This is a genomic window from Chryseobacterium sp. FH2 (assembly GCF_001045455.1).
Lineage (GTDB): Bacteria > Bacteroidota > Bacteroidia > Flavobacteriales > Weeksellaceae > Chryseobacterium.
The window spans coordinates 1-15,002 of sequence record NZ_LFNE01000017.1; the positions used below are offsets into that span (position 1 = coordinate 1).

The 15,002-nt window shown below is 34.1% G+C and carries 14 protein-coding genes; 7 read left to right on the top strand and 7 right to left on the bottom strand.

All coding sequences use genetic code 11. The features are described from left to right. Positions 1 to 113: 113 nt before the first annotated feature. The 3 genes from ACM39_RS18340 to ACM39_RS18350 are packed head-to-tail and all read left to right on the top strand — an operon-like array spanning position 114 to position 7,343. Positions 114 to 3,419 (top strand): hypothetical protein, encoded by a 3,306-nt coding sequence (locus ACM39_RS18340; RefSeq protein ID WP_131701494.1) that lies wholly within the window; start codon positions 114 to 116, stop codon positions 3,417 to 3,419. A 6-nt stretch (positions 3,420 to 3,425) separates the two neighbouring features. Next, the gene (locus ACM39_RS18345; protein ID WP_082140651.1) at positions 3,426 to 6,938 is read left to right on the top strand and encodes a DUF6443 domain-containing protein; all 3,513 of its coding nucleotides are present in this window, start codon (positions 3,426 to 3,428) and stop codon (positions 6,936 to 6,938) included. 3 nt (positions 6,939 to 6,941) lie between these two features. Then, complete coding sequence (locus tag ACM39_RS18350; protein ID WP_048512505.1) at positions 6,942 to 7,343, top strand: hypothetical protein; 402 nt, start codon at positions 6,942 to 6,944, stop codon at positions 7,341 to 7,343. A gap of 384 nt (positions 7,344 to 7,727) precedes the next feature. Here the strand turns inward: ACM39_RS18350 and ACM39_RS18355 are convergent, their stop codons facing one another. The 5 genes from ACM39_RS18355 to ACM39_RS18375 all read right to left on the bottom strand — a co-directional run bounded on the left by ACM39_RS18355 (position 7,728) and on the right by ACM39_RS18375 (position 11,291). Further along, positions 7,728 to 8,198: a DUF6702 family protein gene (locus ACM39_RS18355; RefSeq protein ID WP_228377151.1), complete on the bottom strand. Its 471-nt coding sequence runs from the start codon at positions 8,196 to 8,198 to the stop codon at positions 7,728 to 7,730. Positions 8,199 to 8,257: 59 nt separating this feature from the next. Continuing rightward, positions 8,258 to 9,010 (bottom strand): TIGR00730 family Rossman fold protein, encoded by a 753-nt coding sequence (locus ACM39_RS18360; protein WP_048512507.1) that lies wholly within the window; start codon positions 9,008 to 9,010, stop codon positions 8,258 to 8,260. An 8-nt stretch (positions 9,011 to 9,018) separates the two neighbouring features. Then, positions 9,019 to 9,732, bottom strand: coding sequence for an NDP-sugar synthase (locus tag ACM39_RS18365; protein WP_048512508.1), 714 nt, complete (start codon positions 9,730 to 9,732; stop codon positions 9,019 to 9,021). A 70-nt stretch (positions 9,733 to 9,802) separates the two neighbouring features. Continuing rightward, positions 9,803 to 10,216, bottom strand: coding sequence for an RNase adapter RapZ (locus tag ACM39_RS18370; protein WP_082140652.1), 414 nt, complete (start codon positions 10,214 to 10,216; stop codon positions 9,803 to 9,805). A gap of 55 nt (positions 10,217 to 10,271) precedes the next feature. Then, on the bottom strand, positions 10,272 to 11,291 hold the full coding sequence (locus ACM39_RS18375; protein ID WP_048512510.1) for an aminoglycoside phosphotransferase family protein: 1,020 nt from the start codon (positions 11,289 to 11,291) through the stop codon (positions 10,272 to 10,274). 49 nt (positions 11,292 to 11,340) lie between these two features. On the opposite strand from ACM39_RS18375, the gene xrtF reads away from it, so the two are divergent. From xrtF to ACM39_RS18395, 4 genes are all read left to right on the top strand, one after another. Continuing rightward, positions 11,341 to 11,871, top strand: coding sequence for an exosortase family protein XrtF (gene xrtF, locus ACM39_RS18380; protein WP_048512511.1), 531 nt, complete (start codon positions 11,341 to 11,343; stop codon positions 11,869 to 11,871). Further along, on the top strand, positions 11,858 to 12,292 hold the full coding sequence (locus ACM39_RS18385; protein WP_048512512.1) for an exosortase F system-associated membrane protein: 435 nt from the start codon (positions 11,858 to 11,860) through the stop codon (positions 12,290 to 12,292). The genes xrtF and ACM39_RS18385 overlap by 14 nt, the downstream gene beginning before the upstream one ends. 231 nt (positions 12,293 to 12,523) lie before the next feature. Further along, complete coding sequence (locus ACM39_RS18390; RefSeq protein ID WP_131701495.1) at positions 12,524 to 12,721, top strand: hypothetical protein; 198 nt, start codon at positions 12,524 to 12,526, stop codon at positions 12,719 to 12,721. Positions 12,722 to 12,779: 58 nt separating this feature from the next. Next, on the top strand, positions 12,780 to 13,607 hold the full coding sequence (locus tag ACM39_RS18395) for a GLPGLI family protein (RefSeq protein WP_048512514.1): 828 nt from the start codon (positions 12,780 to 12,782) through the stop codon (positions 13,605 to 13,607). Between the two features lie 4 nt (positions 13,608 to 13,611). On the opposite strand, the gene ACM39_RS18400 is transcribed toward ACM39_RS18395, so the two are convergent. After that, positions 13,612 to 13,941, bottom strand: a complete 330-nt coding sequence (locus ACM39_RS18400; protein ID WP_048512515.1) for a helix-turn-helix transcriptional regulator — start codon at positions 13,939 to 13,941, stop codon at positions 13,612 to 13,614. Positions 13,942 to 13,980: 39 nt separating this feature from the next. Further along, complete coding sequence (locus tag ACM39_RS18405; RefSeq protein WP_048512516.1) at positions 13,981 to 14,976, bottom strand: cation diffusion facilitator family transporter; 996 nt, start codon at positions 14,974 to 14,976, stop codon at positions 13,981 to 13,983. Positions 14,977 to 15,002 lie beyond the last annotated feature (26 nt).

Consider the following 15,002-nt stretch of genomic DNA (forward strand, 5'->3'; position numbering starts at 1 on the left):
AAGGTGACCAAGATTAATACGCAGGCTTTGATTCAGGGGGCTTACCTGGTGACCATTAAAACGGAGGAGAATAAAACAGCAAATGCCAAAGTGATTAAGAAATAAATACAATTATGAAAAAAATATTTTTATCAGTCATGTTGCTAATCATTATTACTGCAACAAATGATTTTAGAGCACAAAACAATATTGATAAATCATTACCAGATATTAAGCCACCCTCTTTAGAAACTTATAAAATTAGTACGTACAATTTAGACTTCAACAACTCTCCTTCGGGGGAATTTACTTATACTTTACCCATATATAATATAAATTCTGGTATTAATATACCGATAAATTTAGGATATAATAGCGGAATTAAAGTAGATGATATAGGAAGTAACTTAGGAATGTCTTGGCAATTGGTTGCAGGGGGAGCTATTTCCAGAGTTGTAAGAGATGAGCAAGATGAAATGTCCTCATCAGTTTGGTTTCCAGAGACTATAGATATTAATGCAGATGCAAATACTATTAAAACAGCCGCTCATCCTGATAATTCTATAGATACCGAATATGATTGGTTTAATTTTTCACTTTCCAATGGTCTTTCAGGTCAATTTTATATTGATAAAAATCTGAATGTACATTACAATGGTGGAGATGGCTCAAAGCTGACAATAAATGATAAAACTACAATAGTAACCCAATACGGGAAAAATTTAGAATTTGTACTTTATGACAATCAAGGAAATAGATATTATTTTGGAGGTGATGAAAAATTTTTGGAAAGATCTAGAATTGATTATAAAGGACCTGATAAATATTATACTTCTGGGTGGTATTTATCTAAAGTTATTACCAATAAAAATGATATTATTAACTTTGACTATTCTGTAGAGCAAATCAGCTATTATACATCTGTGGGAGCTTCTTTTAGTGTTTCCGAAAGTTGTTGTGTTCCTAATACCTATGAAAATAGTGGTATTACAAAAAATAAAACAACAATGATTGCGTTAAAACCAAGATTATCAAGTATTGATGATAATATTACAACAATTAATTTTGGCTATAATAAACAAAGAAAAGATTATATTAATGGTGATGGGAAGCTTCTTACCTCAATTGCTGTTCTTTCAAAAAAAAATAACCAAATCATAAAAAACTTTCAATTAAGTTATGATGATGTAAATGCAGGCCCTGCTGTCACATACTATGGGTTACCTTTAAATGAGCAAAGTACTGTTAATCGTCATTTCTTAAATAATATTATAGATATTGTTTCCAACCAAAAATATAAGTTCGAATATTATTCAAAAGAAAATATTCCTGCAAGATTTAGTCTCGCGACAGATTTTTATGGATATTCGAATGGTAAAATGAATCAAACACCTTTTGCAGATATATCAGGTCAAGTTCCTAATTATATTTACACTAAGGCTAACGGTTATGCTTCTGCTAATAAAGAAGTAGATCCAACAAAAACCTATCTTGGAAATTTGAAAAGAATATATTATCCTACTGGTGGATATTCAGAAATAACTTATGAATCAAATAGTTCAATAATACCTAAACAAGTCGAAAAAGTTGAAAGCTCTGGTTTAGAAGTTTCAAGACCCTGTGTAGGAGCTAAAACGGTAAGTAAGTCATTTACGTTTATATCTAATGGTTCTCCTATTAATTATGCAGCATACGCTTCAACAGATTATTCTAATTGTGGAGAACCAGATGATCTTCATGAGATACATGGAATACAAATTAAAGATTTAACAACTGGTACGGTTGTTAGGAGCAAAAATTCAAAATATTATGAGAGTATTGTAGCAAATAAAGATTTGTGCCTAACAGGCCTTCCAAGTGATCTTGGCTGCCCAGTTAATACTGTATCTGGACATCAGTATCAAGTACAGTACTCTGTAACGTCTTATTTAGGAAGAATAGATGGGGCTGTGTCCTTAAGTTATAATTCTCGCTATGAAACTCAAGATGTATTAACTCATTATGGAGGAAGTAGGGTGAAAAAAATTGAAAATAATAATACTCAGAACGGTTCTGACATACGTTGGTTTTACTATAATAAATTACAAGATCTTGCGTCCCAGAAAACGAGTATTACTAATGCATCTTCTCTAAAGTTATTTGATTATTTAACAACAAAAAGAAATTGTGCTTTAGAATGTAACCCTAATAATCAGGGTGGTGAATCAATATCAGTAACTTCAATTCCAGTATATCGATTTTATAAAGATAATATTATTAGTGATTTTAATGACAGATCTAATAAAATATTCTATAATTCAATAACAGAACTAGTTGAAGGACATACAGCCTTTGAAAGAAACTATCTATATGAAGATGATGCAAATGCCTATTTATATGATCCTCCAATCTTGGATGCTCCACATAGCAATAGTGGTCAAGTAAAAAGGGGTTTGCTTCAAAACGAGAAACAGTACGGTTTTAAAAATAATAATTTTACAATTTTTAAAACTATAGATAATACTTATAGTTTTGTGCAAAACTCAATAACGTCTTTTATTTTTAAGCAAAATTTTGCATTAAACTCTGGTTACCTTTATAATCCTCACGATGGACCAATCCCTAATATTTCATATACTTTTTATCAAAATTATTATGGGTTTTCCAAATTAATTGAATCCATTTCAAAGGAATATGTGGATAATCAAATATTTGAAACGAAATCAAATACTGTTTTTGGAAATAGTCAACATTATCAATTGACAAAGCAATCAACTCTTTCACCAGAGGGCACATTAATTGAGACCTCTTACAGCTACGCTCCTGAGAAGGGCAATCAGCTTCTGATTGACAAAAACATGATAGGTATTCCATTGGAAACACTTACGACCCAGACTATGGGTGCTGGCACAAAGACAATAGGAAGAACAGAAACGATTTATCCTACTACAGTTCCCACTTCCCAGTCCGGAAACTTGGTATTGCCCTTATCTGTAAAAACCTATGATTTACAAAATACAGCATCTACCGAAATCACTTATGATAAGTATGATACCAGAGGCAACCTGGAGCAGTACACGACAAAAGCCGGAGTTCCAGTGTCAATTGTTTGGGGGTACAATAATACCCAGCCTATTGCGAAGGTAGAGGGAGCCACCTATACACAGATTCAGGGCTTAGCATCTGCTATAATCACCGCATCAGATACCGATGCTTCAGCAGCGGTGAATACCGATGAGACCGTATTGTTATCAGCATTGGATAATTTTAGGAATAATCTGTCGAATTACCAGGTAACGACCTACACTTACGACCCTTTGATTGGCGTTCGAAGCATCACTTCCCCGTCTGGAATCCGGGAAGTTTACTTGTATGATACTGCTAACAGGTTAATGGAAATCAGAGAAGGCAGCCAGACAGGGAAACTGTTAAAAGAATTCAAGTACAACTATAAACACTAATAACTGATGAAAAATATATTAATTCGAATCGCTGCTTTACTAGTCACGGGCTTGGCTCATGGGCAATTAAGTCCGACAGAAAACTATGTATATTCAAAAACCTATCTTGATTATAACGGCACCACCGCCACGAAAACCACAGAAACGGTACAGTATTTCGATGGTTTAGGAAGGCCGAAGCAGGTTGTCGGCATCAAAGCTTCTCCCGGAGGAAAAGATGTTGTGACGCCTATCGAATATGACGGATTTGGCAGACAGGTGAAGGATTATTTACCTGTTCCCCAATCTCAAACGTTGAACGGAGCCATTATTGGCAATCCGCTGGGGAATGCTTCTTCGGTGTATGGTTCAGAAAAGATTTATGCTGAAAAAGTACTTGAAAACTCTCCTTTAGACAGGCTTGAGCAGCAGATTCAGGTGGGGAATGAGTGGTCAGGCAAGCCTGTGAAGTTTGATTATGAAGCCAATATTGATGGTGAGGTAAAAAAATATGCTGCCACGTTTAATTATTCAGCTTTTACATCCGGAATTACTCTATCGGGTTCTTACGGGGCAGGGCAATTGTATAAAAATACGGTAACCGATGAAGACGGCAACAAGACCATTGAGTTTAAAAACGGCCAGGGACAGGTATTACTGGTTCGAAAAGTAAACGGGACAGAAAATGCAGACACGTATTATGTTTACAATGATTACAATCAATTGGCTTATGTCATTCCGCCTTTGGCTTCTGTTTCAGGGGCAACCGATGATACGGCATTAAACAACCTTTGTTATCAATATAAATATGACGGCAGGAACCGTTTGGTAGAGAAAAAGCTTCCGGGGAAAGGCTGGGAATACATGGTGTATGACAAGGCAGACCGGCTTATTATGACTCAGGATGCCAATATGAAGCCTTCGGGTGACTGGTTATTCACAAGGTATGATAAATTTTCACGTGTCATTTATACGGGAATTGCAGGCATAGGAGCCACCTATTCCAGAAAAGATGTTCAGGATGCTGCTGATTATAATGCCGGGATAGGAAATCCATTAACAGAAGAAAGAAACCTGACAGGTTTTAATAAAGGCGGAATGGATATTTATTATGGAAATAATGCTTATCCTACTTCCATAATACAGGTGTTGAGTGTCAATTATTACGATACCTATCCCAATTACAGCTTCAATCCCGCTTTCCCGACAAGTATTCAGGGACAGCCGTTGTTGACGGATACTCCCGATGCGCAAGGGGTAAGCACCAAAAGCCTTCCTGTGATGAGTCTTGTGAAGAATATCGAAGATGATAACTGGACGAAGAATTACACGTATTACGACACCCGTGGAAGAGCGGTTGGTTCATATTCCATCAATCATCTGGGTGGATATACGAAAACAGAATCCAGGCTTGATTTTGCGGGGGTAGTTCAAAACACGAAAACCTATCATAAAAGGCTTGATACAGACCCTGAAAGAATCATCACAGAGACTTTCGGCTATGACAGCCAAAACAGATTACTGACCCACAAACACCAGGTAGACAACAATACTGAGGAGATTTTGGCTCAAAATGAATACAACGAGCTTTCTCAGTTGAAAACCAAGAAAGTCGGGGGCACCAACAGCGCTTCGCCGCTTCAAAGTATAGATTATCAGTACAATATCCGCGGGTGGATGACCAAAATTAATGACCCTGCGAACCTTAACGGAAAATTGTTCGGGTATGAAATAAAATATAATAATCCTGTTTATTCCAATATTGCTTCCGGGCGATTCAACGGGAATATTGCTGAAGTAGACTGGAGAAATTCTACCGAAGATGTGCTAAAGAGATATACGTACGGATATGACGGTCTCAACAGGCTGCAGGACGCCGTCTATACCGAGCCTCTTTCCTCAACTCCCTATAACAACCACTTTAATGAAAATCTGAGCTATGATATCAACGGAAACATTACAACCTTAAAAAGAAATGCTTTCCCAGTGTTCGGAACTACCTCAACATTGGTGGATGATTTGGTATATCAATATACAGGAAACCGTTTGGACAGAATCATTGAAAATTCTTTGAATGATACAGGATATGAAGGCGGAAATAATCTGATTGACTATGATCTGAACGGGAATATGATAAATATGAAGGATAAAGGTATCCAGAGCATTGCTTACAATTACCTGAATCTGCCTGAAGCGCTGTCCATTACTCAGCTTAATCCGCTGGGTACTGCTTCGGGTTTCAGTCTGGAATATCTTTACCGTGCAGACGGCACAAAACTTCGCAAAACATACAGCAGCGGAGGCGGAAAAGGTTCTCCTGTAACAAAAAACATAACAGATTACCTGGATGGTTTTCAATATACTTATCGTGAATCCTCTACGTGTTTGTGGTGTAAAACAGAAGTTGCTTTCGAGCAGCAGGCTTTCAAAACATTTGATCCCCTGCCCACCATCCCGCAATGGGACCTTGATTTTGTACCTACAGCAGAAGGATTTTACAGTTTCACGGAAAACCGTTATATTTACCAGTACAGAGACCACCTGGGAAATGCAAGGGTAAGTTTTGGAAAAAACAGCGAAGGCGTTCTGGAAACCACGGATACCAATAATTATTATCCATTCGGGTTAAACCACATAGGCGGAACAGGTTACGCACAGCTGGGAAGTTATTTTAATTATAAGTATAATGGGAAGGAGCTGCAGGAGACGGGAATGTATGATTATGGGGCAAGGATGTATATGCCGGATATTGGACGGTGGGGAGTGGTTGATCCGTTGGCTGAAATTAATAGAAGGTTTACACCTTATAACTATGCTATCAATAATCCGATACGTTTTATTGATCCGGATGGAATGTCGAATGAAGATGTTATTATTACAGGAAATAAATCTCAAGAGGCTCTTCAACAATTACAGGCATCTGTACAAGGTCAATTAAATTTGAGTATGGATTCTAATGGTAAAGTAACGGCAACACAAGTTGAGGGGGCTACTCTTTCACAAGGATCGTCTGAATTACTTTCTGCAACAACAGATAGTAGTGTTATAGTAAACGTTTCTGCTACAGATAATGATTTTACTTCTGGTGGAGAAGGTCCATTATTAGGCTTTTTTGGAGGAAATAAGAGTAGTAATTCGCCTGTAGATGGTTCTTTAGCTGGGTCACCAGGACAAAAAATAGTGACTAATCAGGAGGTTAATACTGATGCGTTGGGAAATTTATCTAAAGCAAACGGAAATCCAGGACAAGCAATATTACATGAAGTTACAGAATCTTACAGAGGAGCCAGAATAGCGCAAGCTAATGGCAATACTGGTGTTCGATCTACTGCAAATAATGATGACGCAAGTAATCCGTCTAGTGTATACAGAATAGCACACGATGGTGCGGTAAATCAAGGAGGAAATATTAATGAACATTTCTATAACGCACAAGGAAAAGAAGTATATAGAGGAGATTCTAATTTTCAACCGGTTAAATTAATTTATAGGACAAATAATGACACGACTCCTTTCCATACAGTACCTAAACAAAGATAATTTATGAAATATATAATTTTAATACTATCAGTTGTCCTATGTATTTCTTGCAAATCAATTGATAATAAAAGGCAGGAAGGATATAAAATTTACAAAATAGAAAGTCTTAATTCTTATTATATTATTTATTGTAAGAAAGATGGCGAGAAATACAAAATTGTTTCAGGTAGGGAAGCTGATATAAGGATTGATAAATACAAAAAAATTGAGGTTGGAAAATCATATAATTTGGAATTAAATTTATATCATCCAAGAGATAATGATAAAAATCCTTTAACAAATAGAAGCACCACTCCTTATGTAATACGTTGTTATATGTTTGCGGATACAAAAATTTGTGAAGAAGAGGGAATTAAATTATATACTACAGAAAGTCTTCAAGGACTATTTTATGTAGAAAAATAACTAATAAACAAGCCACTCACTGAGTGGCTTTATTTTACATAATGCTTTGCAGTTTAGTTTGTTTTAGGAATGCATCAAGAAGAGCGAAGACGTGTTGTCTGTCGTTCTCTTTTGGTTTTTGGATGTCAAGGATTTTAGAAACAATATTTTTTCCCTAAACACCTTTAGGATCTACAAGATATCCAAAGAAACTTCCAGAGCTTTCGCCAGCTGTGTTGCTGTATCAAGTTATATGCATTAATTAAACGGGGGTTTTGAAAAGTCATCAATGCAGAAATTGAAAATCTATCCACAAATTGTCACAGTCATCTTACTTTCTTCCTACATAAAAAATCCCTGCATCAAAAACTGAAACAGGGATTATCTATTCAAATGTAAACTTGTTTAAAAAGAAACTTCATTTACTTCTTTTCCTCTCTGGAAATTCATTGTTTTCTGACTTCCTTTATAAGCGATATTTACGAGGTTAATCTGCTTAGGAAAAGCGCTTAGAAGGATCGTATTTTTTATTTTCAGGGTACTGATATCTGAAACACCTCCTGTTTCAAAATATACCCAAACTGTCTCTCCGCTTACCTGGCTACCTGTGAAGGTAATCGTTTTGGGAGAACCGTTAACATACACGTCAAAGTTATTATTTACATATCTCTTTACTTCTGCTTCAAATCCTGCTGTATTTGGGTTTATTTTAATGGCATCTGAAATATGACCTGTGTTCATTTTTGTGGTAAACTTCAATGTCTTACTTCCATCAATATAATCTACTTTAGTCATCGAAGAGAAAAAATCTACATACATAAAACTCATTAACATAAAAAATGTTAATATTCCTGATATATATAAAAGTTTTTTCATCTTAATTAATAAATTTACAATCATGTTTTGCTAATTATAAGTCACAAATAATATGCCAATTAAAAGTTCACATTCACAGAATATTTGTCATAAAATGCTTTAATGTGTGCTACGGCTTCATCCGCAGTATCTACAACTCTATAAAGATCCAGGTCATGTTCAGCAATCATTCCTTCTTTTAGTAAAGTTGATTTGAACCAATCTAATAAACCTCCCCAAAATTCAGAACCCACCAAAACAATTGGAAATCTTCCGATTTTGTTAGTCTGAATCAATGTCAGTGCTTCCGTAAACTCATCTAATGTCCCAAATCCGCCGGGCATTACAATAAAACCCTGGGAGTATTTCACAAACATTACTTTTCTCACGAAGAAGTAATCAAAATTCATCGAATAAGACTTATTGATGTAAGGGTTAAAATGCTGTTCAAAAGGCAAATCAATATTCAAACCAATAGATTTTCCCTGGGCATTAAAAGCTCCTTTATTTCCGGCTTCCATGATTCCGGGGCCGCCGCCTGTGATGATACCGAACCCGATTTTTGTTATTTTTTCGGCAATTTCTACTGCCATTTCATAATATTTGCTTTCGGGTCTCAACCTGGCAGAACCAAAAATAGAAACACAAGGTCCGATTTTAGCCAGTTTTTCGTAGCCATCTACAAATTCGGCCATTACTTTGAAAACCATCCAGCTGTCTTTGGTAATAGTTTCGTCCCAGTTTTTTTGCCTTAAACTGTTTTGGAGTTTTGTTTCGTTAATATCAAGTTCAGGATTTACTAAACTTTCATCCCTGGTTCCTTCGATTCCCATTGCAAAAATTATTTAAAATGTTTTTCGGCTTCTATTATAGATTCCGGTCTTCCGACATCTATCAAGATGCTGTCATGTACAAAACCATGAATATGTTCGGTTTGCATTAAATCCAGGTATTCTTCCATAACGGAAAATTTACCTTTTCTTTTTATTTTGTCAAAGATAGAAGGGTTGATGCAGTGTACGCCGCTAAAAGCCAATGCTTTGAAGCCTTTATTAAACTCAGCAAGTCTTTGTTCTCCCGTCTGTACATTCAGCCAACCTCTTAAAACCAGATCATCATTAAAAAATAATTTTCTGGAACTCTCTCTATCTGAAACAGCTAAAGTAGCAAAATCTTTTATCTTTTTGTGGTATTCTACAAGAGCATTGATATTTATCTCTGTTAAAATATCCGCGTTCATAATCAGAAAATCTTCTCCATGATCAAGAAATCTTCTTGCAAAAATCAAACCGCCTCCTGTTTCCAGCAGTTCATTAGTTTCATCAGAGATTTCGATATTACAGTCGAAGTTGTTGTTTTGTTTTAAAAAATCAACTATTTGATGTCCAAAATGATGAATATTTATCACAAAATCTTTTATACCAAAGCTTTTAAGATATTTAATATTTCTTTCCAAAAGCGGAACTCCGTTTACCGTAGCCAAGGCTTTCGGATGACGATCTGTGAAAGGTTTTAACCTTGTTCCTTTTCCTGCTGCAAAAATAAGAGCCTTCATATATTATAGATAATGAGTGATTTTGAAATGTATAAATAATAATTAACGGAGTTAAAATATTACTTATCAATCATGATTTATGATTAAGTTGATGTTGTTCGTCGTGATGAAGACTGATTTCAACTTTTTCGCCATATTTTTCTTCAATAAAATGAGCGATTTTTATAGCTGAATAAACTGATCTGTGTTGTCCCCCGGTGCACCCGAAATTGATTTGAAGATTTTCGAAACCTCTTTCCAAATAATTATCAATGTTAATACAAACAATGCTTTTTACCAATTCCAAAAACTTTGGCATTTCGGTTTTTGTTTCCAAATATTCCTGAACGCCGATGTCGTTTCCTGTCTGGATTTTATATTCTTCGACTCTTCCAGGATTTAGAATTCCTCTGCAGTCGAAAGTGAATCCTCCTCCGTTTCCTGATTCATCTTTTGGAATTCCTCCTTTTTTGTACGAAAAACTGTGTATATCGATGTGTAGCATTTTCTTATTTATAATTATTTATCTGAACCATTAACCTTAACTTCTTAAACAAATCTTAATGGTTTAAAATATCATCAATTTTCAATTTTGTTTTCTCCAAACTTAGCTGCTGTATCACTTGTTGCAGTTCAGGATAATCTTTCATATTTTCCCACGTTTTTGCAAATCCTGTGATATTTTCGATTCCTTTTTCTATGCTTGAAATAAAATGTTGTTTCCTCTGAATCAATCCTCTGAAACCGTAAGCACCCAACACCTGTAAAAATCTCATCAACTGAATTGGCTTAACCGAGCTTTTTAGTTGATTCCTGATTTCTTCATTTTCAAACTGGTTAATATAGAAATCAAGCATTTTATTTTTAAAATTTTCAGGAAAATTGGCTTTAGCCTGAAATAAAAAAGAAATCACATCATACATCAACGGCCCTTTCATCGCGGACTGATAATCAATAAACGAAACATTATTGTTTTCATTGACCATAATATTTCTAGCCTGAAAATCACGTATCATGATCCCTTTTGGTTCAAGGCTTTCGATGAGATCTACGATTTTCTTAAATTCTTTCAAAAGTGTAGATTTATGATAGTCAAGCTCAAGAACATCTGCGACGAAATTTTTAAAATAATACAAATCATGTATTACAGGAAGTTCATCATAGCTTTCATATTCGAAAGTTTTAGTGAAGTCTATTTTGTCGTGAGTTTCAGTTTGAAGCCTGAAAAGTTTTTCTAAAGTTTGTTTTGCTAAAGATTTTACATTGTCGGATAAGCCTTCTTTTGAAATAATCTCTGAAAAAGTATTTTTTCCTAAAAATTCCTGAACATACATTTTTCTGTCCTCGGAAATAGCGAAAATTGTAGGCGTATTGAGGGCTAAGCCTGAAAAAATTCCTGAGTAATAAATGAAACTTTCATTCTCCCGGATATTTTCATTGTAAGTAATAATATACTTCTTATTTTCGGTTTTAGCCAAAAAATTTACTCTCGAGGAACCGCTCTGAGCTAATGTTGTAAATTCAGATGACTTTTTACCGGTATAATTTTCAAAAAATCGTTGTGCGTATTCGGAAATCATAGTAGGAAACAAATATAGTAATTTACGGGCTAATTTCTATATTTGCATTATGCTAAAGGACTTTAAGCCCGTTTTAGGAATTTTGTTACGATTCATCATCATTTATTTGGTGTTGCTTTTTGGCTATCAGTTTTACCTTAATTCTTTTCAAAAACTTGGGTTGGATCCTTTTTCAAAAATGATTGCTGAGCAGGTAACCTCACTCCAGAATTTTTTTAATTTTCCGACACAGCTTTATAATGACGTAAAAAAAGAACAGGTTTGGTTTTATGTAAAACAAAACTATGCAACCAGAATGGTAGAAGGCTGTAATGCCATTTCTGTGATGATTCTTTTTGTGGCCTTTGTTTTTGCATTTTATAAAGGTGCTAAAACTTTTGTATTTGCATGTATCGGGCTTATGGTATTGTATATTATGAATCTGCTCCGAATCATAGGTTTGAATATCGTAATGACAGATTATAAAGAATACGGAAAAATGGCTCATGATTATATCTTTCCGGCTGTAATTTATGGAACCGTAGTTCTGCTTTGGCTAATTTGGATTAAATTTTTTGCTTTGAAAAATGAAAATTCTTAGTTGGTTTTTAGTAATATTGGGAATTGTTGGGCTTATCAGTGTGAGAGCGCTTGAAGATAAGATTTTCTATGATCCCTTTCTCAATTATTTTCATGAAGCGAATAAAAATCTCCCTTTTCCGTCTTTTGAATGGGGAAAATTAATTATTGGACATCTTTTTCGATTTATCCTGAATTTATTTTTCTCGGGTATTATTATTCATTCTATATTTAAAAATAAGGAATGGACACTTCAGGGAGCTATATTGATTACGATTATTTTTGCCATTACTTTCCCTATTTATCTGTATTGTATTTATAATAAATTTGAAATTGGTTATTTATTTTCTTTTTACATGAGAAGATTCGTAATCCAGCCTTTGATTTTACTTTTGATTGTTCCGATGTTTTATTATAGAAAACAGATGGAAGAAAAGAAATAAATTTTTTAAAATATTTTTTCAACTAAAATAACAGTTTGTTTTTAAAAATTTAAGCTTAAAGAATGATTAGGTTAATGTTTTGAATTTGAATTACTTATATTTGTTAAATGTTGGAATTGTCCGACTTTTTTTGTTGGGTTTTCACGACTGTTTATCGAAGAATAATTCATAGGTTTGTTGAGTTAAATATATAAAGAACAAATTATGAAAAAAATTAGAAAATTGTCTCGAGTGGAACTAAAAGACTTGAAAGGAGGGCAGGGTCTAGAAAAAGATCCTTTAACTGCTGATGCGGGAAATTGTTGGGTGTATGAAAGAAACAATTTACAAGGAAATGCTGGTGATTATGTAGGAGGTGGAAGTGGCACTTGTAAAAATCCTCCATCTGGTTATCATTGCAAAACTTATACTGCAATGGGAGCTTGCTAATTGAATTTTTTGAAGCTGTTGCTAATCAGCAACAGTTTCTTTAACTAAATAAGAAAAAATGAATAAATATTTTATTTCTGTAATTTTAATAACTTTAAATTTTTCTTTTGTGAAATCTCAGAGTTATAAGTTATATTATAATCTGGAGCTAATAAAAGATACTATTGCAAAAAATGTTGAAAAGCGAAATATGGTTCTTTGGACAGAAAAACAAAACTATATTTTTTGCTCTGAGGAAGTATTGTTAAAAGATTCTATCAAAAGTAATAATTTTGAAGATCCTCAGTATCTAATGGATGATGATGTAGAATTTATGAAAGTTAAAAAAGCGAATATTATCAGTTCATTTTCTCTTATTGATCAAAATCTATATGTTATAAATGAGAATTTTGATGTGTTAAATTGGCAACTTAAATCTCAAACGAAAAATATCAATAATATTGAATGTCAACTTGCTACTTTGCAATATAAAGGGAGGGATTGGGAAGCTTGGTTTTCTACAAAATATCCAATCACGTTTGGACCGTATATTTTTAATGGTTTACCGGGAGCTATAATAGAACTTTCAGATACAAAAAGACAATATATTTTTAAATTATCTAAGATTAAAAATACAAAAGAAGATTTAAATAAATTGATTAATCAAAAAGTGTGGGTTGATAATAAACCTATTTTCATAACTAAAAAACAGTTACAAAGAGTTTATTTAAGCAATTATAGTAATCCATTTAAGAGAATGAAAGAAAAACAAATTATATACATGATAGATGAGAAGACAGGAGAACATCAGCCGCCTCCTGATTTTGACAGAATGGCATTAAAAGCTCAAAAATATATTAGAGAAAATAATAATCCGATAGAAATTTCTGAAGCTGTTAAGTATTAATCAACTATTTTTTGATCGTTCTAATAAGTTCTTCAATTTGCAAACTTAATTTTTCAGCTATTTTTCTGTCGGAGAGATTAAAAACAATTACACCTGCTGAATCGTTAAAAGTGCTATTGGAAATTTGAAATGTTTTTTCTTCCTCAAACAAATCTCTAATTTCCACGTTAAAAATTTCAGCTAACTTTGGGATATATTGCGATTTTACATCAGAAGTTTCATTTTCCCAATTGATATAAGTGCTTCTGTCCAAACCAAGCATATCCGCAACTTCCTGTTGAGAAAACTTCGTTTTATTTGTTCTTAATTTCTTTAAATTAGTTCCAACTCCCATACTTATATTTTTTACAAATGTAATATTTTTTATAATAGTTTAAGCAGTGTGTTTATCCACACTGGTTACATTTTCGGGAGTCCATGTTACCCTTTTTACAAAATCCTTTTCACGAACGGGGCAGTCTGCAATTTGACAAACAGGGCAGGAGATAGGTTTGCAGTCATCCATATGAAAATTAAATTCAACGCTTCTTTTGGTATTTTTAGCCAGAAGGAGAATCATCTTTTCCATTTCGTTGTGAGCGTCACGAAGGCTGTAATACCATGGAAGTGTAATATGTGCGTCAATGTGCAGATTGGCTCCAAATTGTTGGATTTTCATATTATGAACGTCTATCCATTCTATACGTCTGTTTTCCTCAAGAACTTTTATGATTTGATTTAATAAATCAGGGTCCTGTTCATCCATAATTCCGCTTAAAGATTTACGAACAATCTTATACCCTACAAAGATGATATATGCCCCAAAAATAAGTGCTACAACAGAATCTATCCAATAAATTTTGGTAAAATACACGACAACTAAGCTGATTACAACTCCGAGTGTTGTAATGGTGTCAGATTGAAGGTGTTTTCCAGACGAAATAAGGACTAAAGAGTTCTCGTTTTCCCCTTTTTTAATAGAAATATATCCTAAAAAGTAATTGACAATTGCCGTCGCTGCAATGATAGCAATTCCCCAATCAAGTTTATTTAAAACTTTACCGACAATCAAACTGTTGATACCTTCATAGATAATCATCAGGCCTGCAATGGCAATCAAAGCACCTTCAATTCCCGAAGTTACAAATTCCACTTTTCCGTGGCCGTAAGGATGGTCTTCATCTTTTGGCTTTGCAGCAAGATGAAGAGAATAAAGTCCCATAAATGCACTGATTACATTTACAATACTCTCCATAGCATCAGAAAATACAGCATCAGAATTCGTAAGTTTCCAAGCGACGATTTTTCCAATGAAAAGGATAACTCCAAAAACAGCAATAAGTTTTTGAAAGCCTATTTTATCTTTTTTATTATTCTTTTGAACGTTCATAGGTTTGATAAAAAAAAGAATCTCAA